The sequence below is a fragment of the Neobacillus sp. CF12 genome, assembly GCF_030348765.1.
In the GTDB taxonomy this organism is placed as follows: Bacteria; Bacillota; Bacilli; order Bacillales; family Cytobacillaceae; genus Neobacillus.
Map to the genome: position 1 here is coordinate 2,785,582 of NZ_JAUCEU010000007.1, position 25,784 is coordinate 2,811,365.

A 25,784-nucleotide genomic window follows, 5' to 3' on the forward strand; every position below is an offset into this window, starting at 1 on the left:
AATTAAACAAACGTCTAAATAGGAATTTTTATGGAGGGTTCGATTTCTTTGTTTTTTGGAGGTTAATGCGCAATTCTTGCGAAAGAGTGTCCAGAGTGTATGTGGCAACACATGGGATGTTGGAGAGACTTATTTTCGTTTATTCTACAGACCGATAGTTTACCCTTAACCTGATAAACTGTTCACTCAAATTACAAAGAAATAAGCTGAAAACATACAAGAATGAATAAAATCTTGTATAATTTCGGCTTTTTGAGGTTGTTTGCTAAAAAAATTAGAATCCGTTAGTTTTTTAAGAAAATGTTAAATATTTAAAAATCACAATGGTCTCATCACCCGAATTTTGGTATTTCTTTTTTTCTTCTTAACGAAAATCAGCTAATTCAAGTAGACTTTGAATAGATAAAACTAGATAACCCACAATGTAAAGTCGTTAGGTTGCTACGTTCCATTCTGGGAGTTAAAGATAGAGCAACACAAAAAAAGCTATCAATTTCCAATAAGAAATTGATAGCTTTTTAAATGCTTTATTTTTATTTGAGAACCGTTACTTTTTTAGGAGTAGTCGATACTTTAAACCCATCTTTTGTTACTAAATCAGCAGAGATGTAGTACGTACCATTTGGAAGCTCCTCTTTTGGTGCCCAAGTTGTATGAACATCTTTTTGATTTTTAAATTCAATAGTGTCAACTACATTTCCATTTGCATCTTTAACAAAGAACGTCCAGTCCACTCTGTTTGAAGCAAAGTAGTTAATCTCTGCTTTTCTGTCTTTGTTTAAATTTGTAGACGGATATACAGTACCATTTGAAAGTACAATATATTCACTCAGTTTACTTTGATCTCCCCATGCTGTATAGGAGTGATTAAATGCATTGTCAGCTGCTTTGACCACGATACTTTTCGGCTCTTTATTTACTAATAATGTTTGAGCTGCTCCTGGGTAATAATCAAGTCCGTCAACCCAAACCACTGCAGCAGCATATCCACTTCCATTTTCATTATCTGAGCCTTTCCATGAAATTTGATACTTCCCATTTATTGGAGTTACTTGAATATCTGTAGCTTTAGGAAGTACGGAATCTACTTTTACAGGCATTTTTACTTGCTGTGGTGTTGCACCTGGAAAGTCTAGTGTTGATTGAATCACATATTGATAACTTCCATCAGGTATAACTTGCCCAGACTCATCTGTCATATCCCATGAATATAGTTCATTATAAGAATGGTCCCCATATGACATAATATTTTTTCTAAATTTATATGGTGAACCTGTGAATTCACTAAAATCACCTAAATATTTCACTCTATTTCCTGCTTCGTCTTCGATATACATTTCTGTTTTTTGCAGATTACGTAAAGCTGTAAACGAAGAATAGATTCCATTCGTTGTATGGAAGTTTGGCGAAATGGCAATTTTGTTAAGATCAAATGTTCCAGTCTTTGAATCATATCCTTTTGGATAGCGTTCTGATGTACCATCCCAAAGAGCTGTATAACCTAAAAATGCATCTTTTTCCCATGCAGGAAGATCAATATTTGCTGGTTCATTCCATTTACCAAAGAAGCCCATATAAGGAACGGAGATTGGCACTGCTTTATCTTGGTCCTTTGCTACTGGTACTAGGCGTACAAATCCTTCTACGAAACTATTTTTCTTTAATGAGTCCGGTAACGAGATATTAACTGTCAGCATTTTTGTCTGACCTGGTTTAATTTTAAGTATTGCACCATTTTTATCTGTGACAATATTGTCATTTACCGTGATTGTTGCACCTTCAATACGTTCACTCGTTAAGGTTAGATATTCCTTTGTATCAAGAGTGCCATTTTGATCTAAATCAAATTGCTTCGTTTCTGTCTTATCTTTAAGTAAATCAACATAAACCTTGTATTCAATATCAGCACTGTTATTGCTACCTTTAGACGCATCAAATGCTTCGACGTTTAATTTAAAGCTTGTATTTTGACCGATTTCCTTTAATGCTACCGCACCAGCTTGTTCTAATGGAGTGTTCATTCTTGAAACAACGACTGGGGTATTGATGGCATTTTGAATTTGCATGTTACCAGAGCCTTGTACACGTGGAGAATATGGAATTTCGCCATTTGTTCTTGGATCCATCACTATATTTGCTGTATTCATTAATGCAAGCTTTGCCTTTAAAGCCGTATTTTCTGAATGTGACAATCCTTTTTCATAAAGTGCCTGTAATAATAATGCTGAACCACCTGCTACATGTGGGGCTGCCATTGACGTACCACTCATAATTCCATAATCATTTCCTGGTACTGTTGAATAAATTTTGCCTCCAGGAGCAGACATTTCAGGTTTAAAATCTAATGTGGATGGTGCACCATAAGATGAAAAATGAGACATCTTGTTTTTATCCGCATTATCAACCAATGTATGACCAGCTAATTTCATCCTAACAGTTTGGCCACTTGTTAATTTATTGATTAGCTCTTGCCCTACGGCTTTACCTGTTGTTGCAGCTGGAATCGAATATTCACTCAATCTTACCGTACCATAATCAGGCAGAACATCCGCTGGGATGATAATAACTGCTTTTGCTTTATATTGTGCAGCCTTAAATTGAACAAAAGAATAAGAAGTATATTGGTTTAACATTTTTGCTACTACGATTTTTCCTTCAACGTTTTTACCAGTAAAATCAGTAGTTTTTGAACCTTCACCTACATAGACCATTTCATACTCTTGACCTGGTATTAAATTTCTAGATAGTTTGAAGTTATACATCGGCGCATATTGAGTTTGATCTTGAAAAGGAAGCCTTAAACCATTTACATCTGCTAACGTATTTAATTGCATTTTTGTATTTTCATAGGAAGCAACAGATAAAGCAAATGGACCTACACCTGGTGCTCCAACTGTTCCGATATCAGGATTTTCTGCATATGGCAGTTCAGAAGATGCTTGAAATAAACCATTTTTTGTACTGTAGGCTGAATTTCCGGCTGACACTACTACAAGAGTGCCCTGTTCTGTCGCAGCTCGAATTGCCTTTTGAGTTGGATCATATTCTTCACTTACATATCCTGCATCAGTACCTAAACTCATATTGATAACATCTGCACCCATAGAAACGGCATGCTCAATACCTGCGATAATGTCATCCTCGAAAGCTCCGGAACTATTATCTGAGAATACCTTCTCAGCTAATAGTTGAGTACCTGGAGCAATGCCTTGGACCCCACCATTTGTTTCAGCACCATTTGCTGCAACCGTACCTGCAACATGTGTACCATGTGGACTACCATAATTTCCTCGTGGGATGACGTCCTTATCATGATCAGCCCAGTCATAGCCTGTTGGTACTTTATCTGAATACCAAGTATCCTCTACATCTGTAGCATCTAATTTACTTTGAATTCCACTTTTAGTGTACTTTGCTTTTTGTTTGCCCTTTTCCGTAAGGGTCATATCCTTATGCTCATAGTCAATACCAGAATCGACAACCGCTACAAGCAATCCTTCCCCTTGATAACCATAGGAATTCCAAACCTTTTGAGCTTGTACTAATTCTTTACTTGCTGACATGGTTTCATGGAAAGTTCTTGCCACATGTACATGAAGAACTCCAGGAGTCGATTGAATCTCTTTTAAGTTTTGATACTCTGTCTCCACACTAAATCCATTAAAACTTTCAAAAAAGCGTTGTTTTACTTCAGGAGAACTTGATTTCGACTTGTTTTTCTTTGAGATTTCTCCAATTACATGGTCTTGTTTTTTCTTGAACAAAGATTTTTTGTTACTTGGTGAAAGGTCAGTAGATGATGGTTGTTCAACTTCTACGATAAAACGAACAGTATCATTCGGTTTATAGGATTTTTTAAAACCTTCTTTTTTAACGTCGTTATAAAGCTTATCTTCACCTGCTTGGCCCTGATTAAGTAATTGTGGTTCTTGCTCAGGTGTTGATTCATTGTAATCTGCGAAAGCTGTATAGGACGAAAAAATCAATGATGTGACAGCTGCGGTCGTCATTACTTTTAACGCTGCCATTTTACTTTTTTTCATTAAAGCCACTCCTTACTTTTTAAAATCGTTTTCAGGTAGGTATTTCTTAAATACTATAATTGAGAGATTAGTAGTTTTTTGAAGATAACCATCCCTATTAAAATAGAATGAACTCCTAACTTTTTCATAAGAAAATAAATACAATTTTAATGTACATCCAACGTAAGGCTTAGTAAATTGGGGGAATTTGATACTAAACGAGTAAGAAATGAGGGACTTTATCGATTAAATATGTATAAAATTTCAACTTTTTGTCGAAATACTTATGATCTTAAGCAAAAAGAACTTGGGGAAATCTAGATAATCTAAATAATGTTTTGGGGAATTAGTAATGTTAAAATGATTATAAAGATACTACAATTACATAGATTTCAGAAAAAATTAAATAACCTTAGCCCGAATGCGGGCTAAGGCTGCATAATAATACCTTTTTCGTTTTTAATTACTTTCTACTTGAAACTACGGGTTAGTTGCCTTTCTTTAAAATAAGTTGCGAGACACCCTCCCAGTTCCAGAGTGTATGTGGCAGCACATAAGGTGCTTGTGATTTCACACTCGTTTAATCATTTTAGTAACTACTAATAACAAGGAATCTAAACAATTTTATTAAGGAAAAATTTGGAGCGTACTGTAACAATTCCTTTTTCATTTCATCATAATTACATCCCTAAAAATCGAGAGACTCTTTTCATAAATTTTTTAAAATCGTCATTTGAATGGTTTTCGTAGCTTTGCCAATGGCACCTCCATCATTTTTAAAGATAGTTGATTTGTTTTCGTCTGATGGCTCAATGTGGATGGTCAATTTGTTTTCTCCCTCTTTTAGCACAATATTATAGGAGAAGGTCATATCGTCTTTTATTGTTACTGGCTCGCCATTAATAGTGAGAACTCCTTCCTTAATAGCATTTCCCTGTAGGGTGATGCTGTCCGCTGTGACGCTTTGCCCATCAGTATGAGAAGTCACGACCACTGGCATATCAATCCAACGAAGGATTTTATCTTGAACAACCATTTGGTTACCGCCTTGATTTGTTACGATGATCGAAAGGTCGGTTCCCGTTGCCCCGTAACCATAGTAGCTTACGTCATCATCATTTGGGTTCGATGGAGTGTGGTCTGCTAAACCTTCTTGGTCCCAAGAACCATTTTTGACGTATTTGTAAGTAAGCACTTCACCTTCCTGCGCTTCTATTGTATACTCATAATCATTTGTTACTGCGCCGCCACGTGTCATCTCCCATGCGCCCGTATTCCAGCCGTTTTTCGTTCCTGGCATCGTAATGTTTATTCCCTGTGGAGTGTACGCTGGTGCGTTGACTTTAAAGGTTACCTTAACGGTTATAAGTTCAGGCGTCACGGTAACAGGGTTCGATTTTACGATATTACCAGCCTGATCATACACGTGCACTTCATAGGTATATGACTTTCCGTTTGTTACATTGATATCTTGGTAAGATAGCTTTGTTGGTTCAAACAACTGATCGATGATGGCACCATCGCGGATAATCGCAATCATATAGGGATCGTTTGATCCTTCTACCTTCCATGAAAGATTGACCTGTCCCGATTCCTGCACTGGTTGTTCTAATGTTACTTGATCAGCCGGAGCAATCGTATCTTCCCCTTTTGTAAAACTTACCTCCTGCGTTTCACTCGTGACCCAGTTACGTCCAAGGTCAGTTGAAAAAGCAAAGCGATATTCATAGTTACCTTCTTTTAATGGTAGGAAATTTCCACTAAAGACATTTGCGGTTTCCTGTTGATTGATATAGGAAGCCTTATAGGTAGTCCAGTTTTCATTACCAGGTTGTTTTACCTCGAGCTTTGCCTGTAAGCCTTCCATCTGATCAGCTTCCGTTTCACCTTGTACAAAGATAGCAGCGGTGACTGTTTGCGGCTTCGAAAGGTCAATGATCCCCGTTTCAAGTGATGTTACGATGGTAATCTGGTAATTTCCATCTTTTAACTCAACATGTGGAATAACTGCATTCTCTGTTGCAGCTTTATCAGAAGGATTCCCGTTTTTATCAAGTGCTGCCACGGCAAAATAATAGTTGCGGCCATTGTCTAAACCATCGATGGTGACCGTATTCTCAGACGTTTCCATTACTTTTTTATAAAAAGCGCCAGAAATCGTTGTTTGATAAATGGCATACTTAGCTGCATCACCTTCCCACTTTAAAGTGGCCGAGCGGCTCCCTTCTTCAATCGTTAATCCCGTGACGGCAGCTGGACGTTTCAGATTTTGACCCTTAGCAGACACAAGCATGCGCCCGCTCATGGCTGGAATAGTAACTGTAAGCTTTCCATCTTTTGATACGGTTGTGTACTTTCTATCAAGCTGATCTGTTAATTTCACACCATTAATCAATAAATCTTCTAATTCAAGTTCAATCGTCTGTTCTTCAGTACCTCTGTTTGTTAAAACAACCGCAAAGTTCTTTTTGTCTGAACGGGAGAAAGCAAGAACATCCCCTTTTGCATAAAGATGGTTTAAATCACCGTAACTGAAAAGGTCATGATAGGTATTTCTTACTTTTCCAATTGATTGATAATGTTTTACAAGATCGGTGTCCTCGTTACCCCAAGGATAAGTTCTGCGGTCATCGGGGTCCTTCGAGCCAGTGACACCAGCTTCATCGCCGTAATAAACAGTCGGCGCACCAGCATAACCCATTTGCAGGGTCGCGGCAAGCTTTAGGCGTTGAATTCCGAGTTGATGGTTGTAATTTTTATCGTACTCCGCACGTTCAAAGGAGTCGGTTCCATTACCTAACACAAACGCTGCGCGAGGGGTATCGTGCGAGCCCATTAAGTTCATCAGGGAGTAAAATGCTTCTTTCGGATAATCTTCGTATACCGCATTCAACTGATTTTCTGCCCCTTCGGCATTTCCATTTTTCAGGTAATCGATAAGAGCACCGCGGAATCGGTAATTCATAACGGAATCATATAAGTCGCCAAGGAAATATTCAGAAGCATCATCCCAGATTTCACCTAGAATCAGCGGTTCATCTTTCTTTCCGGTCTTCAGCTCATTACGGAATTCGCGCCAAAATTCTGGATCGACCTCGTTCGCAACATCTAAACGCCAGCCTGTTGCACCCCGATCCAGCCACGATTTGGCAACAGAGTCGTCATCATACATCATGTAGTTAGCAAACTGCTTATTATTTAACTCTGATGGATAGTCCACCACTTCTCCAGGAATCGATTTGATTTCTGGTAATGAATCAAATCCCCACCATGCCTGATATTTATAAACACCATCAACCTTCACATTTTCAATGTTAAACCAGTTGTGGAAACCGTATGGGCTAATGGTTTGTCCTTCTGCCTTTAATTTTTCTTCAACTTGTTTCTTTGCCTCTTCTTCTGTAACTCCTTTATTGACAAGGTCATAAACCGCTGACCAGTATTCGTAAGCACCAACCGTTTGATATTTTCCATAACGGTCAAAGTAGATGGAATCGTCACCAACATGGTTAAACACACCGTCTAAAATTAAATGCATTTTCCGTTTCTTTAATTCTTTCGTAAAAGCCTTAAATTCTTCTGGAGAGCCGAACATTGGATCGATTTCTTTGTAGTCTGTCGCATCGTACTTATGGTTCGATGATGCGTATGCAATTGGATTTAGATAGAGTGTGTTGACACCTAAAGATTGAATGTAATCGAGTTTCTTTTGAATGCCGGAAATGTCACCTCCGAAGAAATCGTTGGACCAAATTTCATCTCCAGTATAGCCTTCGGAATTAGTTTCACGAGGGTTGTCCGGAAGTTCGCTCCATTCTTGATGTTCAATTGGCTCATCGCCGCGTGCTGTATTTTTGGCATCGTCATTTTTTTTATTTCCATTGAAAAAGCGATCCGGAAAAATCTGATACACGACCGCTTCCTTCATCCAATCTGGCGTTTTGTACGCAGGGTCAAAAACGGTTAATTGGAATAGAGAAGCATTGGCATCAGAAGTTGTTCCTTTTCCGCCTTCAGCAATGTCTTCCCCGTACTCCTTCTGAGATTCTCCGTCACGAGCAATAAATTTATATCCATAAACGCCCTTTTCTTCCGGCTTTATATCAGCTTCCCAAAACTCCACTGGTGCACCATTTAGCTCAACCCATCCAGCATATTCCATTTCCAACATGATGGTATTACCAGTGTTGTAGTTTTTCAGCTGAACCTTTGCAGAAGTTAAATCGCCTTTCTTCGCTTGGAGACGAAGCTTGACCGTATCCCCTGCTTTTACGGCCCCGAATGGTGACCTGTAAGCTGTATCCCAAGTGTCGTGAAACAGCTTATCTCCTTGGACATTGCCATCCGGTAATCCAGGGTCATAATCGGTGTACACTTCCTTTGTATCATGGTTATAAAAGAATGTAACCACCGTGTCTTTCACTACATTCAGAACAAAGTTATTCGCTGGATATGCCGGAGCAGACCAATTGTTCCCAAGAACAAGCTTAAATTCATGCTTTCCTTTCGGTACTTGTACGGTATAGGTGTAAATGTTGTCGAGGTCTTCATCCTTTAATATCGCAGTTGATTCACCTGGCGCCCATTCTCCACCAGCGTTCAGCTCAGGCTGGATATCTCCCACAATCCTTGGCTTCTGGTCGTCTGGAAGCTCTACAGGAACAGAAACTTTGTGGGTACTATCATCATAAATAAAGGTGACTTGTTTTTCCTGATCAAGAGACAGCTTATAATTATCGCCGCCAGGAACCCCGTTTACTCCATAGTTTTCGTCCCATGAACCATTAATTGCAATTTTATATTCATAGTTTCCTGCAGGAAGCGTCCCTGTCAATTTGTACTTTCCATTTTCCTGAAGGGTCATTCTTGTTGAGGCATCAGCCGGATTCCATTCACCCAATCCGCCAAGTTCATCTTGTAGATTCCCCACTAGCGTTACCACACGTTCTGCCGCGTTTGATTCAATTGGATTAATAAATCCAAGAGCAATCGTTTGCGCAAATAAAACAAAAAGAGTTATGAAACTTATAATCTTTCTCATCTTACCCTTCATGCATCCAGCTCCCTTTAAAGTTGTTTTAAGCAAACGTTTGCACAAATAATTGTAAACGCTTCCTTAAAATGTATTATCTCATTATCTGTATTTTCCAAAGAATAGGACATTATTACTCATTAAGAGGTTTAGTTATGGGTCTTTATGCTTGTTTTTGGTGAAAATAAGCAATTCCAATTAAAATAGCAAAAGCCCCTATTAAAATTAGGGGCTTTCGTTGATTTTACTTGTTTTTTAGATGGCAGCATGATGATCTTTCAATTAATTTATGGGAAATGATGATGCGCTTTATTGGTTCGTTACTGTTTTCAATCTTTTGAATCAAGTTCTTTGATGCTTGATAGCCGAGATCAAATATATTGATGTCAACAGATGTTAACGGGGGCTTCACCATTTCTGAAAGAAGTACGTTATTAAAGCTGACAATGGAAATATCCTCTGGAACGCTGATTCCTAACTCATCTAGTGTATTCAAGACACCTAAAGCCATAAAGTCGTCAACTACCACGAGGGCAGTAGGCGGATTTTCTAGTGACATGAGCTCTTTAACAGCTTCCTGACCGCCTTCACGTAAAAATTCTTCATGAATAATATATTCATTTTTCAATTCAATACCAGCATTTCGTAATGCCCGTTCATAACCAAGTAACCGCTCTACCGTTACCACAAGCTCAAGACATCCACCGATAAAGGCAATTTGATGATGACCCTGCATGATTAAATATTCGGTAGCTTCTTGCATGGCACGAAAATTATCGTTATCAACATGGGTAATTTCTTCTACATTTTTATAAGGTTTACCAATAAGGACAAATGGAAAATTTCTTTTTAGTAAATATGAGATAATTTTATCCTCCACCTTAGATTTTAGTAGAATCATCCCATCTACTCTTTTTCCCTGAACCATTTCAACCACTGCTTCAAGTGTTTCCTTTTCTGATTTTCCAGTTGTCATATGCAAAGCGTATTTTTTTTCATGAGCCCCTTCACTAATTCCTTGCAATACGGTTGGGAAAAAGGGATTCTGAAACACGACATCTCCTGAACTCGGCATGACAAGCCCAATGGTTTGTGTCGATTGGCTTGCAAGACTTCTTGCATTTAAGTTTGGATGGTACCCAAGCTCTCCCATTGCTTCATTTACTTTACGCTTTGTTGCTTCACTTATTCGCGGACTATCGGCAATCACTCTTGAGACTGTTGACGGAGCAACATTCGCAAGCTTTGCAACATCCTTAATTGTAACCGCTATGTCTAACACCCCTCTCTATTAGGGAGTTTTATGGATTTCTCATATACTATTATATAACGATAATGACCGAATCGGAAATTGTGAGACACTCCCTCAAAGAATTAGCCTTTTGTACCGCCTGCAGTTAAACCAGATACAAAATAACGCTGGAATGACAAGAAAAGAATCGCTATTGGAACAGCAATTAAAACAGCCCCTGCAGCAAAAGTGGTAAATTCAGCTCCGAACTGTTTGGCAACAAGGTCATAGAGTCCAACTGCCAGAGTGTAATTTTTCGGTGTTCGAAGTAAAATACTTGCGATAATAAAATCAGCAAACGGTGCGATGAAAGAGAATAATGCAACTACTGCGATAATAGGTTTTGCAAGCGGTATAACAATTTGGAAAAAAATTCTTAAGTGCCCTGCACCGTCTATTTTAGCCGATTCATCAAGTTCTTTTGGTATCGTGTCTAAATAACCCTTCATCAGCCATGTATTCATCGGTATTTGACCGCCAACATAGACACAGATGAGACCTATATGGGTATCAATTAAATGGGTAAGGGTCGCTAAAATGTAAATGGCAATTAAGGCAGCAAAGTTCGGGATCATTTGTAAAACTAAAAAAGTCAATAAGCCATTTTTTCGGCCTATAAATCGATAGCGTGAAAAAGAATATGCCGTTAGACTAACAGTGATAACGGTAAATACCATGGTTAAAATACTAACCTTTAGCGAATTCATATACCAAAAAACATAATTGCTTTTATCCATATCAAAAAGTTCCTTGTAATGGGCCAAAGTTGCATTCTTTGGAATAATACTTGAGCCGGATAAACTCTGCCCTGGATTAAAGGATGATCCGATAATCCATGCCAAAGGATACAAAATAATGACAAACATCATTAAAATAACCAAATAAGTTAAGGAAAGTCTTATGAAATTCTGTCTTTTCATACTCATATTACATCATATCCTCTTCTTGGAATGATTTTGTTCGTCTAAACTGCCATAAAGCAACGGATATCACAATCACCGATAAAAGCATCGTAAGCATAGCGGCTTTTGAGTATTGCGCAGAAATCATGGTTAAGCGGTAAATCCAAGAAATCAAAATATCTGTACCGCCAGCATTCTGCCCCGTCATCGCAGGTCCACCGCCATTGAATAAATAGATCAAATTGAAATTATTAAAATTAAATGTATATTGGGTAATTAAAACGGGTGCTGTTGCAAACAAAACGAGCGGCAAGGTAATGTTTTTAAATTTTTGAAAATTAGAAGCACCATCAACCTTAGCCGCTTCATATAAATCATCCGGAATCGATTGTAGGACGCCTGTTGTCATCGCAAAAATAAACGGGAATCCTAACCAGGTTTGAATAAAGATTAAAGCAATCCTTGTGAAAAGGGGTTCTGTCATCCAGGGGAGTCCCTCAATACCAAAAAAGCCAAGGATATCCCGGTTAATGGCACCGAAGGTTTCATTGAACATTCCTGCAAAAACAAGGATGGATACGAATGCCGGAACCGCCCAAGGCAGAATAAAAACGGTACGAATAATGACCTTTCCTTTTACATCCTTTTGATTCACGATAATCGCTAGGAAAATACCTAAAGCTACTTGAAAGGTAGTAGCAACAAATGTCCATACCAACGTCCACGACAATACGGATAAGAAGGTATTACGCCATATATCAACTTTAAAAATTTCGATAATATTTTTAAACCCAACCCAATCAACTAGCTTTGCCGGAGGAGAATGATAAAGATCGTAGTTTGTGAATGCTAGTAAGACGACGAAAATAATCGGAAAAATGACGACAAACACTAATAGTAAAAATCCTGGTGACATAATTAAATAAGGAAATCCATGATCAATAAGGTTACGGTATTGCTCCTTAATAGTACTAATGGTTTCATGACGATCACGTTTTTCCCCTATTTTATAAGCATCACGCAAATTAAATAGGTAGAAGCCAAGACCAAAAACGAGAACAATTATGGCTAAAATCCCATAAACCAAAAGGAAAATAGAGTGATCTAATTGTGGAATCTCTCCCAATGTCACTAAACCCCATAATCCAATATTTAATAAATCGATAAAAACATAAATAAATGCGGCACTCAATACGAAAAAGCAGATACCTTTCAACGTTTGTTTGTTGTAAATCTGCCCTAACCCTGGAATGATAGAGAAAATCAATGCTTTCTTACGGTAACTGGTTGAATAGGAAGACATCCTACACTCCCCTTTCATCATGACAATTAGGCTGCTCAGATGCTTTATCAAGAAAAAAAAGAGTTTTATCTTCATAAAGCATCTAAACAATTTATATAAAGTAGTATGAATAGATAGCAGTACCTCAAAAGCTGAGGTACTGCTATTTTCATTACTTAGTAGATTCAATGTTTGCTTTAATTTGATCAACAGCAGAGTCAAGTGCTTGTTTTGGTTCTGCTTTGCCCGTCACAACCGTTTGCAATGAATCAGCCATTGGCTTCCAAACTTGGCCCATTTCAGGGATGTTTGGCATTGGAACTGCATATTGAGATTGCTCAGCAACCGCTTTTGCCCCTTCATTATCTTTAATCACTGAATCATCTAATAAAGCTTTATTAGTTGGAACTTCAGCCGTTTGTTCAAAACGGTATTTTGAGTTTTCATCATTCGTGATAAATTCTAAGAATTTAGTTGCCCATTCTTGATGTTTAGAAAAAGCAGATACATGCCACCCTTTAACACCCATAAAGGTTTTTACATGCTCACCATTTTGCAGAGTAGGAAGTGCGGCCATACCAATATTAATTCCAGCATCTTGATATGGTTTAAAGGACCAAGGCCCGTTCATAACAGCAGCGACCTTCCCTTCAGTGAAAAGTCCATCCATAGCCGATCCGCCATTTTCACCGATAATACCGTTCGGGAATAAGCCTTCCTTGTACCATTTTTGGATGTATTCCGTACCTTCAACAGCACCATTGTTATTTAAACCGATGTCTGCTGGATCAAGTTTTCCATCATTATTTTTGAAAACATATCCACCCATACCGCCAATGATGCCGTGAGCGAAATAAAAATTATCCCAAAGAGCTAAGAAACCGTAATTTTCACCCTTCGTATTCTCTTTCGCGAAAGTGTAAAGATCCTCTAATGTCTTTGGAACTTCTTTCATTAAATCTTTATTGTAAACGAAAACTGGTGTTTCAGAAGACTTTGGAAGTCCGTATAGTTTTCCATCATAGGTTTGTGCATCAATAGAAGATTGTGAAAATGTGTCTGTAACTTTGCTATCCACTTTAAGTTCCGCAATAAGTCCTTCAGTGGCAACTTGCCCAATTTGGTCATGTGGCAACGTAACAATGTCTGGACCTGTACCTGCAGGACCATCAAGGCGTAATTGATCGCGTTGTTTCGTTGCCATTTCTACTTCTTTGTACTCAATTTTAATTCCATATTCCTTTTCAAAGTCAGCTGCTACCTTTTCAAGCCAACCAGATTTGTCTTTGTCTTCCCAGACTACAAGTTTTTCTGGTTTTGCTGCTGTTTCTTCCTTTTTGTCCGTGTCTTTAGTGCTTGAGACGTCTCTTTTTGGGCCGCAAGCAGCAAGAACACCTAGCATTAAGACAATCATCATAAAGATAGAAAGTGCTTTTTTCATTTTTTCCCCTCCTGTAAAATGTAGGAATATTTTAATGTGTCAAACCGCCTTCTAAATATAAATATTAAGCGCTTACATTTGCGAAATCGGTTGCACAACTACTTTCTATTATATTGCATATATTAAATTTTACAACTAGATTATTAAAATTTTTTAATATTTGAAATGTAATAGTAATAGAGTTTTATTGACAGTAGTATCGTAGTAAAATACCATTATCATATCTAATAATAGGCAGGTGCAGACGAAATTGTTAAAAGAAGCGATCTATCATCGACCAAAAGATAATTATGCATACGCTTGCGCAAACGGAGAATTACATATACGAATCCGTACAAAGAAAAACGATTTAACAGAAGTAAAGATTGTTTATGGTGATCCCTATGATTGGCATGAAAAAAACTGGATGATAACGACGGAAGCGATGAAAAAGAGTGGTTCTGACCAATTATTTGATTACTGGTTTGTATCCATTATTCCCCCCTTCAAAAGGCTCAGGTATGGTTTTATATTGAATGATGGATCAGAATCTTTATGCTTTACAGAGAAAGGATTCTTTCCAGAACCTCCGTTAGATGAAACAGCCTATTATTTTTGCTTTCCGTTTTTGCACAATGTGGATGTTTTCCAGGCTCCAGCATGGGTAAAAAATACGGTTTGGTATCAAATTTTTCCTGAAAGATTTGCAAATGGGAATAAAGACAATGATCCTGAAAATGTACTGCCATGGGGAAATGCAGAGCCAACATCAAGCAACTTTTTCGGCGGAGATCTTGAAGGTATTATCCAAAATATCTCTTACTTAAAAGAGCTGGGGATTGGTGGAATTTACTTAACCCCTATTTTTAAAGCCTACTCTAACCACAAATACGATACGATTGATTACATGGAAATCGATCCACATTTTGGAACGAAGGAGATATTAAGAAAATTAATAGAAGTCTGCCATAAAAATGGCATTAAAGTGATGTTGGATGCTGTGTTTAACCATTGTGGATTTTATTTTCCTCCCTTTCAAGATATGCTAAAAAATGGGGACAATTCCCGTTTTAAAAATTGGTTCCACGCTCGTGAGTTTCCGTTAGTTACCAAACCCAAAGCAAATTATCATACTTTTGCCTTTACACCTTTTATGCCGAAATTAAATACAGAAAACCCAGAGGTAAGGGAATATTTATTAGAGGTTGGCCGCTACTGGGTAAGAGAGTTTAATATTGATGGCTGGAGACTAGACGTAGCAAATGAAGTCGACCACAATTTTTGGCGGGAATTCCGAAAAGAAGTAAAGGCCATCAAGCCAGAATTGTATATCCTTGGGGAAATTTGGCATGATTCAATGCCTTGGCTTCGCGGTGATCAATTTGACGCCATTATGAATTATCCTGTTACAACCAATATTCTTAATCTATTTGCCAAGCAAACGATTACGGTAAAGGAATTCCTTGAAAATATGACATCGGTTCTTCATATGTATCCGAAGAATATCAATGAGACTGCCTTTAATTTAGTTGGTAGCCACGATACACCACGAATTTTAACAGAATGTGGTAAGGATATTGATCGAGTAAAGCAAGTCTATACTTTTTTGCTTACTTTTATTGGAACACCGTGCATTTATTATGGAGACGAAATTGGCATGATGGGCGAACAGGACCCCGGCTGCCGCAGATGTATGGAATGGGATAAAAACAAACAAAATAAGGAGCTTTTTGAGCATATTCAGAAATTACTCCAGTTACGGAGGGAAAATCCATTACTTTCGAATGAAGGGGAACTCTCTTTTATTGATCCTGAATATCACAATACCTGTCTGGCTTACACGAAATCTATTGGGGAAAAGACGATTATCGTTATTTTAAATACAGGAGATGAAAAGGTACGCTATACACTTCCATTCCAGTTGGCCCCAATAACCGTTAAAAATCTTTGGGATAATAAAAAAATGGTCTTTTCGGGCGATGAGTTGACAATCAAGTTAGATAGTAATGGTTTTAAGATTTTGGAATTAACTAATTGAAAATAAGGCAAGAAGAACCTCAATACAAACACAATATTGAGTAAGGTAAAAAATCGAAATGAATTTATGATTGTACTGAAACTAATGGAAATAACTCCGAATCCTTCATTCACTGGTTTAAATGATCACTTATAAGCCTGATGGGATTATTCATAGTTAATACAGCAGTGTTAATCCGTTACAAGAAACGTAAAAAGGCAACACCCAACTGGGTGATCTGCCCCAATAAAGTTAGACAAATATTTTTATGCAACTTTTAAGACTTGAGTTCGGTATTCCACCGGACTCAGGTCTATTAATTTTGCCTTCATTCGTTTGTGATTGTAATAGTGAATATAATCAGCTAATTCCCGTTCAAAATGCTCTATACTGTCAAATTCCTGTAGATAAAGAAGTTCGGACTTTAATAAGTCAAAGAAATTTTCCATGACTGCATTATCTAAACAGTTACCTTTTCGGGACATACTCTGTGTAAATTGGTGCTGTTCTAGTGTTTTTTGATATTGTCTAATTTGACAATGCCAACCTTAATCTGAGTGAAGCGTCACTTGGTCTCCTGGCTGAAAACGTTCAATCGCTTAGTCTAACATATCTCCCACCAATTTATAAACAGGACGTTTCATCACGTTATACGCAATGATTTCATTTTTAAGTGTATTTGCTCTAGTTTGCTATCTTGAATTTTGCCTTGATAATCTTAATCTTATGAGCATTTTTGAACTGTGGTAATATATATTTTTGAAATAAATGAATAACATCATCATTGATATCAACAATGGTAATCCTATCAACATTTTCTTTTTCAGAAATCATATACGCATAATAGCCAAGCCCAAGCCCAAGCCCAAGCCCAAAAGCCAGTACGTTTCCAAATGCCTCATCAACATTCATCGTTTCAATTTCATTTGGTGTGATGGTCATCCAGATTCGATTATTCTCTAGAATCGTAGGAAACATGAATTCATTTTCGAAAAAACCGATCTGTGGAATCTGTCTTCCCTCTTTTGTTTGGATAATATCATTACAAACAAATCCTTCAAAAGGTTTATATCGCTCATATTTTAATTCACTATTACCGATTTTTATCGTTGGTATCTTGATATTTTTATAATATGGATTGTTAGCATATTCATTTGCGTCAAGTTTATAAATCATCTTCTGAAAATAGTTGTTGAACAAATCCTTTTCGTCAACATTATCGACAATATCAAGTCCGAAAGCAGCAGATAATAGTACACCGAAAGCATGTTCATATGAGACACCATATCTAACAAGCTCATCTATCTCTTCTTTTTCAATAAAGTCAGGTGCATGATTTAAATAATTGCTTAGTAAAGCAATTATTTTGTAATTATCTTTTATTATTTCATTTTTTATAACGCTATTGCTTTCCAAATCCTCATCCGTTCTAGGTTTAAAATAAACGCTCAACAAAAAACTTCACTTATTAAAAAGTTTTCTCAACTCCATTAAATCCATTCGGGAAGTTAAAGATCCAATTTCGGTTGTTGCTGCAGCACCAACACGATTAGCAAATTGAAGATACTCCGTTAATTCCGTTTTCCCTTCAGGCATTCCCTTTTCGTGGAAGCAATATAAAAGTCCGGACATAAAAGCATCTCCTGCACCGGTTGTATCAATTGCATCCACCTTCGGAGCGCGGCTGAAAACTTTGTTTCCATTCATCACTCCACAAGCCCCTTTCCCTCCCATCGTGATAAATAGGTAAGGAATATCCCATTTTGATAATTTTTCCAATCCAGCCTCAAGTGAATTTGTTTCCATTAAAAAATTCAACTCATCTTCAGCCAACTTGACGATATTAGCATGTTTAAGGAAAGAAACCACTGTTTTACGGCAATGGTCCTCGCTCTCCCACCGTTTTAAGCGAAGATTGGCATCAAAGGCGATTAGATTGGAAAATTCTTTAGCATACTTTAGTGCGGACTCGGTTGTCTTCTTGGGTTTTTGTTGAAAAAGGGTGCCGGAGCCAAAATAAAAAATTCTTGTCTTTTCAAAAACGTTTCTTCTTAATTCGTCTTCTCTTAAAATTTCATCTGGAGTATGGTTTATATAGGAATGGAAGTTTCGCTCACCGCTTTCTGTCAGATGTACATAGACCCCACACATTCTTTTCGTATCAGAACGAACAGAAAAATCAAGATTGACTCCTTCCTTTTTTAATTCTTGTTCCACAAATTGACCGATTGAATCTGTCCCCAATTTACACAAATAATAAGCAGGCAGCCCAAGTCTGCTTGTTCCGACTGCCAGGTTAACAGTAGCACCTCCTAACAGATGTCGGAATTTTGTATTGGAACTATCAGTTGATATATAATCTACAAAAGCTTCTCCTAGTGATATAACTCCTTGTTTTCCCAAAATAGTCCTCCTTCTGGAAAGTATAAAATACATTATAAACTATTTTTAACTTAGTTCTGGTGACCCATAATAAAAATCCCTCAAACTCTTAGTCTGAGGGATTATAAAACGCACTTCACTATTCATTTTGCAGGCAATTTAAATACTTAGTGAATTCCCACCGCATTAAATCCAGCATTCGCTGCAGTCACTTCCTCGCTGCCTTCACCATAAAGATCAATAGCAGAATGAACAATAGCCTGACGGGCATCGCTGAAATCGGAATTAGAGGTTAAATAGACCGTTAAAGCACGATAGTAGATCTGCCCTAATTTTTCCCTGCCGATTTCTTGGCCAATCAAGTAGGCAGCATGGTTTGTAATCGAGGAGTTAACATGGACACCGCCACCATCAACAGAAGTTGGCATATGATAAAACTCGTCCATATGGTCTGGATAGACTCCGCCATTTGTGCTATACGCCCTTCTTTGCTCGTTGCTAACGACAACACTGTTTGGATTACTTAGGCTGCGCAATACGGTTACACCTTCAGCTTTAGCAGCCGGTGCCATAATATCCTCACCCATTTCCCAATCACTATCATCAACAAGAGCACCAAAGACGTCTGCAAAGGATTCGTTTAACGCTCCAGATTGATTGCGATACACTAAATTAGCAGAGTGAGAGATAACACCATGCGTCATTTCGTGGGCAGCCACATCAAGACCAGCTGATAGAGAAGTCATGAATACACCGTCACCATCACCATATGTCATCCAACGACCATTCCAGGAGGCATTATTATAATTGTTACCATAGTGAACTCTAGAAATGATTGCCATTCCTTCCCCATCAAGGGAATTGCGCCCATGCTCATTTAGGTAATACTCATATACCTTTTCAGAATTATAGTGTGCATCGACCAGCGCTCGATCATAGTCGCCGATAAACGCTGCAGAATTCCCTACATAAAGAGTATCATTACTAGAAGTATTATCATTTTTTGCGTCATACGTTACGATTCCTTCAAGGTTCTCATGCGAGTAATCTGCTAATGCAAACTTCGTTCCCGCATTCGGTTCTTTTACTTGAGTAATATGTAATTCCCTGTGTTCACCATGTACACCTTTTCCAGCACCTTTTTGTGTTTTCACTTCATCAGCATGCATTAAGCCATTATACTTGTCGATGACTTTTCCTGTTTTTGCATCCACAAAGACAAACCAGTTTCCAGGCTCATCCCCCATGAAGTTAACATTTAGTTTATAGGCTGTATAATTTTCCCCTTCGAAAGGAAGGACAACAAGCTCAGTAGTTGGCTCATAGGTCAGCTCTTCAGGAGCATTGACAGATGATAAAGCCGTCTTTAATGCAGTATCACTACTTAAAGAGGCAGCCGTGTCTACTGCATTCTCGGCAATCGTCTGATTTACTCTTCCGTTGACGGATACCACTTCATTATTCTCATTAAAATGAACCACAACCTCGGCTCCTTCAACATTTACTCCATTTACTGCCTGATTAAAGCGGACGTGGGTCATACCAAGTTTATCTTTTTTTACACTCTTCACTTTTAGATTCTTATCCGGATTATTAATTCCGGTTTTGGCTTCGTTTTTCTTCAAATAATTCAATGCTTCGAAAGAGGTACTTGATGAGAATTTCTCTGCAAATCGCTCCTTCACGAATAATGGAACACTTGCCTTCTCATTCCATTCCTTAGAAGCTTGTACACTATTAACGACCTTTGTATCAGCCGGCTGCGCAAAAACACTACTAACTGGGATAGAACCTACCAACATCGCTGACGACAGAGCTACAGGTATAATAAACTTTTTCTTCATCACTCAATACCTCCTATTATTTTCCACAGAGTTTATTATAGGTTAGTAGAATTTAAATAGCATGAATAATTTTAATTATTTTAATATTATAAATATATGGAAAAATAAGCCTATTTTATATCCTAGGATAGGTATAATCTACCAATCGCCATCAGCTTCCATAACAAAAAAATCCCCCATACTTTTTTGTCTGAGGGAACATAAACGCACTTCAATTTTCACTTAAATCTACTAAAACTATTCATACCCAGCTATGCATTTCAATCAAAGCTACTGTCTCAACGAATGTTGATCGTATTTGGCAACATACGAGATGTAGTTCTTACTTACCTAAATGGATTATAAAAACGATTTCCATCCAAAAAGGTAATGATCATTGAAAAGACAAACAAAAGGACATTAAGCATAATGGCTAAATAATCTGTTTTTGTAAAGGGTCTCTCATGGTACCATGATCTTCTCTTTTGACTGCCAAAGCCTCGAAGCTCTATTGCAGCACTTATTGTTTCAATCCGATTGAGGCTTGAAAAAATTAACGGCATTAAAATGGATGATGCATAGCGTAATTTTTTGGTCAATTTTTGTTTTTTTGATAAATCAATCCCTCGTGCCTGTTGAGCGAGTGAGATGTTCTGATAATCCCGCTGAATATCTGGAATATATCGCAGCGCAAGAGCTACTGCATATGCAATTCGATAGTTTACTCCGATTTTATTAAGAGAAGCTGCAAATTCACTGGGATGTGTCGTGACCATAAACAACAAGGCAAGCGGAATAATGGTCAAATATTTAAGCGTTAAATTAAATTGGTAGAATAGCTGCTCAGCGGTTAAAGTATAATGTCCAATTATGTGAAGAAACTCATGCTTCGTATGATACATTTCAACACCATGCATCGGTTCAAAAAGAAAAATAGCAATATTGTTTATAAACAAAAATAATAAGAATATATAGAATACAAAAGAAATATAACGAAATTCGACCTTCGATAAAAGAAAGATCATAATCCCTAATATAAACATAACAACAAGTATCCTAGTATCATAGGTTATCATTGCTGTTAGTGACCAAAGAATAAAACCTATCAGTTTAGCAGCTCCAGTAAGACGATGAATCGGGGATTCTTGATGAATATAAGAAAGAATTTTATGATTCATAGCTGTCGGGTCCTCCGATCAAAATGAATGAAGCGTTTGACAAAGTCTCGTTGGTCAAAAAAATCTGCTTTTTTAGCTAATTGATAGAGTGATGATTCTTTTAAATTAGCCAGACGGATAACGTCTTCATCTGTAAGGATGTTGGCAGGTTCGTCTTCTTTTATCTTTTGTCCCTCTGATATTACAATGGCTCTGTTTGTATATTCGAGCATCAAATGCATATCGTGGGTAATCATGATAATGGTGATTCCTTGTTGATTTAAGTTCCACAGAAACTCCATAATTTCGTTATAGTGTTTATAGTCCTGACCGGCTGTTGGCTCGTCCAATAAAATTAATTTCGGTCCTAGCACTAATACGGATGCAATCGTCACTCTCTTTTTCTGCCCGAAGCTTAAGGCTGAGATGGGCCAATTTCTTAATTCATAAAGCCCGCATATTTTTAAAGCATGAAATACTTTATCTTCTATATCTTTATTTGGTACTCCACGAAATTTTAATCCTAGTGCTACTTCATCAAATATGAAATTTTGAGAAATCATTTGATTTGGGTTCTGCAGTACGAAGCCAATATGATCTCCCCGCTCTTTTATGGATTGTTCTATAAGATTTTCACCTTCATATAAGATTTCCCCTGCTGTAGGAGGATAAAAACCGCATATTAACTTGGCAAGGGTTGATTTTCCAGCTCCATTTTTACCGATTAAAGATAATAATTCTCCTTTGTTAATCTTGAATGAAACATCTTTAATAATCTCTTTTGTTTTTGAATACCCGAAATGAATATTCTTTAGCTCTAAAAGAACATCATTTTTTGGTTTTTTCTCGGCATTTCCCACGGTCTCATACCATGCATGAAGCTTCGTTTTATTGACTTCAATGTTTAATGTCTTTAAACTTTTAGGCTTCAGCTTTGGAGTGATAGTACATCCTGCATATCTCAAAGCTGTTAGATAGAGCGGCTCACGGATACCCGTATCTCTTAGCAGATTTGAGCTTAATAATTCATTAGGTGTCAAATCCGCTAATATGCAACCCTCATCTATAATTACAATACGATCTACCTCACCATGCAGCACATCTTCCAATCGATGCTCAATAATAATCGTTGTCTTTCCAGTTTGCTTATGAATACGGTCGATAAGTTCAATCGCCTTTTTCCCTGTTGCTGGGTCCAAATTTGCCAAGGGTTCATCAAATAGAAGAATATTTACATTATCAATCATACTTCCTGCAAGTGTAACCCTTTGCTTTTGTCCTCCGGAAAGGTCCTGTGGTGTTGAATCCAAATGCTCTGTCATATCCACCATTTCTGCAACTCGTTTCACTGATTCAAATAGCTCTTTTTGTGGAACAATTTGATTCTCAAGTTTAAACGCAATATCCTCTGCTGCGGTTAAACCGATGAATTGGGCATCAGGATCCTGTAACACCGTACCAACCATTGAAGATAGTTTAAAAATACTTTCCTCTTTTGTTTCTTTTCCAAAAATCATTAAACTCCCTGAAATTTCACCAGGATAAAAAAAGGGAACCAATCCATTTAAACAATGTCCTAATGTACTTTTTCCAGACCCTGATGGTCCTATAATTAGAATTTTTTCTCCTTCATAAATAGTCAAATTAATACCACTTAGTGTTGGAGAGGACTGTGCCCGGTAGTGGAAACTAAAATTAGTAAATTCAATAACTGGTTTTCTCATTTTCAACTTCCTTCTGTTTGTTAGACTAATTAAAAATGCCGGTGATGGGAGATCACCGACATTCACTTCTTACAATTCTCGAGTCAAGCTGCCTTTTTTAGGACGCGTTTTGGCATATGCTATTGCTAGCAACGTTCCTAAAACACCAACGGTTACTATATTAGCCGCACCCGCTACAAGGCCTTGGATGTATACTTTATTGGCTGGTTCTGCATATATTAGGATATCTAAAGTAGGAGCAATTAAAAACCATGCAATTGAGTTAGTAATAACTTGAATGATATTAAAAGAAATAATAGCTTTTCCACCAAATTCCCCATCCCGAAGGTTGATCCGTGATGCTGCTAATCCTATTAATAATCCTACGACTCCTGAGGAGATAATCCAGCTAAACCAGGGTGCTCCATAAAAAACAGCGTCCTTAATCGTATGACCAATTAATCCAATCAGCAATCCAGCCACAGGACCGTAAAGTAATGACATTAGGGCTAAGAACGCATAAGATGTTTCGACGTTTGTATTTGGTATGCCTGTTGGAATCGAACCAAACCTACTTAAAATTATAAACACCGCAGCACCAATACCGATTGCAACAACAGTTTTAATCGATAGCACTTTCGAATTCATGGTAAGCCCCCCTTTTTTTGGTAATATGAAATATATTTCATATTCAGTTTATTTTAGAGTCAAATAAATTATTATCGCACTTTTATACCATTTTTCAGCTAGGGTTAGCTATATTAAAGGAGACTTAAGAAATCCGGCTCATTCATTGGGCCGGATTTTTTTCAAATTTAACTTACCTTTTGATTTATTAATTGCATAATACTGCGGATAAAAAACATTAGAATAAAGGTGCTAATAAATGTATGCATCCATGTCCATGTATGGTATTCAATTAAATCGGTATATCTTTCAAATAGAACCTCAATGACTGTTAAAGCAGTGGTGAACAATAAACAATATAGAAAAATGCCTTTAAAGCTAGAGTGATACGTTTTTTGATATAAGTAAATACAAACAACGGGAAAGAGAAGATATTCATACAGAAGGCTCGAAGTGAAATAGTTATCTAAAAACCTTATTGGATATTCAAGCATGTTTTCTTCTACAACAAGAACGCCAATTAACGTTGAAAGATAAGCATTCAATAAAAAAATTAAAATCCAGTCTTTGATGAAGGGCTTTCTTAAACTGAATATTAATAGGGTAATTCCAACTAGTAACAATGCCCACAAAATGATTCTTTCCATAAAAAAATCCGCCTTATAGTGTTAATTTCTCCTTTTATTATTACCCAATCTACAAATACATCTCAGTATTCAACAAAATTCGAGCAGCATCCCCTAATCAAACGTTTGATTAAATGTCCAAGAACCCTTTTAAAAAACGAACCTTGGCTAGTCTTGAGGAGAAATTATTGTCGAGGAAATAGTGATGGTTTTCGCTAATCATCTGCAGGGAATCGTGAAAATAACTTTTTTCAACATAAAAATGTATTATACAAACGTTTAATTAGATTCGGTATGATTCTTTCACATAGCAGCATTTTATCTCAAAAGCAGAGAGAAAATTGTCAATCATTAAACAACCAAAACAGCCCCATCTCGATTGAGAGGGGCTTTAAAAGTTTTATTTTGTGTTCATTAAGCAGTGAGTTCACGAATCGTATCAAGCGAGCGATTTAAGAAATCTTGCAACTTCTGTAGGAATGACTGCCCCTCTTCCGATTGCAAAAATGTCGAGACTTTTTCTGCGGTCACACTTAACTGTTCTTTTACTTGATTCCAATCAATATCCATTGCCTTCAGTTGGTTGAAGAAGTCTACTAACATATCTAACTCTGCATCTGTTAATGTAATCCCAAGCTCTGCGGCCACCTGTTCAATTAACGCACGCAAGTCAGCTTCTGTTTTCGGTTCATTCTTGGCGATTTCATCCTTGACTTTTCCCATGAGAGAAGCAGCATTGTCCGCTCCAATCGAGTCACCAAGCTGTGCCGTTTTCACCATTTCTTCATTTGCCATTTTTTTGATTTCTTCCGGAATTTCTTTATTCGTTGTCGCCTCATAAGCTTTCATAATTCCTGTCAAAGCAGCTGTACCTGATACTTCAAACGGAGCAGAAATCTGTATGGTTGCATCCTTTACACCGGCTGTAGTCAAGGCATTGATATACATTTCATCCGTAACCCATGTAATATGGTTTGTCTGAACCTCTAACCCAGAATCCTTCGCACCCATCGTAATACTCGCTGATGAAATCGCACGGGAACCAATTTGTGACTTAGGAATAAACTCCCCTAAATAATCATGCTCTTCTTTATTGGACACCGTAATCATTTGTGCGTTTTCCGGTACCTCTAACTCTGCTAACATATCATTTTTTTGCTGTTCGGTAAGGTTTTCTCCTAATGAAACAATGACATCTCCTTCTACTGCATCTGCAAAGCTTATAGAAGGAATAGAGAGAAGTATTGTTATCGCAAGCATTATTGCAAGTATTCTTCGTTTCATAAAAAGACCTCCTGTTATACATGTAATCATTCAAAAAGAATGGTTCATGTTTCGCCAATAAATCAAATTGACTTTGCATTATCTTAACATAGGGGTTTGGGATTTCATTATAAGAATGGATAACATTTATGCTATTTCTATTAAGATTCTTTCAAGCTAGATAATAATGTTACAGCCTTTAGGTAAACCACAATTTAGTTTAATAAATATAACTAG

The 25,784-nt window shown here is 37.3% G+C and carries 15 protein-coding genes and 1 pseudogene; 1 reads left to right on the top strand and 15 read right to left on the bottom strand.

Annotated elements, in window-relative coordinates:
- Positions 1–533: 533 nt before the first annotated feature.
- The 6 genes from QUG14_RS13240 to QUG14_RS13265 form a co-directional block, all read right to left on the bottom strand.
- Entirely contained in the window at positions 534–4,043 is a 3,510-nt protein-coding gene (locus QUG14_RS13240) for a S8 family serine peptidase (protein ID WP_289341001.1), read from the bottom strand.
- A 688-nt stretch (positions 4,044–4,731) separates the two neighbouring features.
- Positions 4,732–9,075, bottom strand: coding sequence for a pullulanase X25 domain-containing protein (locus QUG14_RS13245; RefSeq protein WP_289341002.1), 4,344 nt, complete (start codon positions 9,073–9,075; stop codon positions 4,732–4,734).
- A gap of 223 nt (positions 9,076–9,298) precedes the next feature.
- Positions 9,299–10,327 (bottom strand): LacI family DNA-binding transcriptional regulator, encoded by a 1,029-nt coding sequence (locus QUG14_RS13250; RefSeq protein ID WP_289344139.1) that lies wholly within the window; start codon positions 10,325–10,327, stop codon positions 9,299–9,301.
- 101 nt (positions 10,328–10,428) lie between these two features.
- A complete protein-coding gene (locus QUG14_RS13255; RefSeq protein WP_289341003.1) occupies positions 10,429–11,271 on the bottom strand; it encodes a sugar ABC transporter permease in 843 nt (280 codons plus the stop codon).
- A 1-nt stretch (position 11,272) separates the two neighbouring features.
- Complete coding sequence (locus QUG14_RS13260; RefSeq protein ID WP_483310724.1) at positions 11,273–12,550, bottom strand: carbohydrate ABC transporter permease; 1,278 nt, start codon at positions 12,548–12,550, stop codon at positions 11,273–11,275.
- A gap of 151 nt (positions 12,551–12,701) precedes the next feature.
- The gene (locus tag QUG14_RS13265; RefSeq protein WP_289341005.1) at positions 12,702–13,970 is read right to left on the bottom strand and encodes an extracellular solute-binding protein; all 1,269 of its coding nucleotides are present in this window, start codon (positions 13,968–13,970) and stop codon (positions 12,702–12,704) included.
- 250 nt (positions 13,971–14,220) lie between these two features.
- Between QUG14_RS13265 and QUG14_RS13270 the strand changes: the two genes are divergently transcribed.
- On the top strand, positions 14,221–15,987 hold the full coding sequence (locus tag QUG14_RS13270; RefSeq protein WP_289341006.1) for a glycoside hydrolase family 13 protein: 1,767 nt from the start codon (positions 14,221–14,223) through the stop codon (positions 15,985–15,987).
- 245 nt (positions 15,988–16,232) lie between these two features.
- Here the strand turns inward: QUG14_RS13270 and QUG14_RS13275 are convergent.
- The 9 genes and pseudogenes from QUG14_RS13275 to QUG14_RS13315 all read right to left on the bottom strand — a co-directional run.
- Positions 16,233–16,631: pseudogene (locus QUG14_RS13275) on the bottom strand (transposase); the annotation flags it as partial.
- A gap of 19 nt (positions 16,632–16,650) precedes the next feature.
- A complete protein-coding gene (locus QUG14_RS13280) occupies positions 16,651–17,418 on the bottom strand; it encodes a hypothetical protein (RefSeq protein ID WP_289341007.1) in 768 nt (255 codons plus the stop codon).
- A 9-nt stretch (positions 17,419–17,427) separates the two neighbouring features.
- Complete coding sequence (locus QUG14_RS13285; protein WP_289341008.1) at positions 17,428–18,369, bottom strand: carbohydrate kinase family protein; 942 nt, start codon at positions 18,367–18,369, stop codon at positions 17,428–17,430.
- 146 nt (positions 18,370–18,515) lie between these two features.
- Positions 18,516–20,192, bottom strand: a complete 1,677-nt coding sequence (locus QUG14_RS13290; RefSeq protein ID WP_289341009.1) for a M4 family metallopeptidase — start codon at positions 20,190–20,192, stop codon at positions 18,516–18,518.
- A 326-nt stretch (positions 20,193–20,518) separates the two neighbouring features.
- A complete protein-coding gene (locus tag QUG14_RS13295) occupies positions 20,519–21,349 on the bottom strand; it encodes an energy-coupling factor transporter transmembrane component T family protein (RefSeq protein WP_289341010.1) in 831 nt (276 codons plus the stop codon).
- Positions 21,346–23,052 carry an ABC transporter ATP-binding protein gene (locus QUG14_RS13300; protein WP_289341011.1) on the bottom strand — a complete coding sequence of 569 codons (1,707 nt, stop codon included), beginning with the start codon at positions 23,050–23,052 and terminating at the stop codon, positions 21,346–21,348. Before QUG14_RS13300 ends, QUG14_RS13295 begins: the two co-directional genes overlap by 4 nt.
- A 69-nt stretch (positions 23,053–23,121) precedes the next feature.
- On the bottom strand, positions 23,122–23,679 hold the full coding sequence (locus tag QUG14_RS13305) for an ECF-type riboflavin transporter substrate-binding protein (protein WP_289341013.1): 558 nt from the start codon (positions 23,677–23,679) through the stop codon (positions 23,122–23,124).
- Between the two features lie 167 nt (positions 23,680–23,846).
- The gene (locus QUG14_RS13310) at positions 23,847–24,305 is read right to left on the bottom strand and encodes a CBO0543 family protein (protein ID WP_289341014.1); all 459 of its coding nucleotides are present in this window, start codon (positions 24,303–24,305) and stop codon (positions 23,847–23,849) included.
- A gap of 393 nt (positions 24,306–24,698) precedes the next feature.
- On the bottom strand, positions 24,699–25,568 hold the full coding sequence (locus QUG14_RS13315; RefSeq protein ID WP_289341015.1) for a DUF1002 domain-containing protein: 870 nt from the start codon (positions 25,566–25,568) through the stop codon (positions 24,699–24,701).
- Positions 25,569–25,784 lie beyond the last annotated feature (216 nt).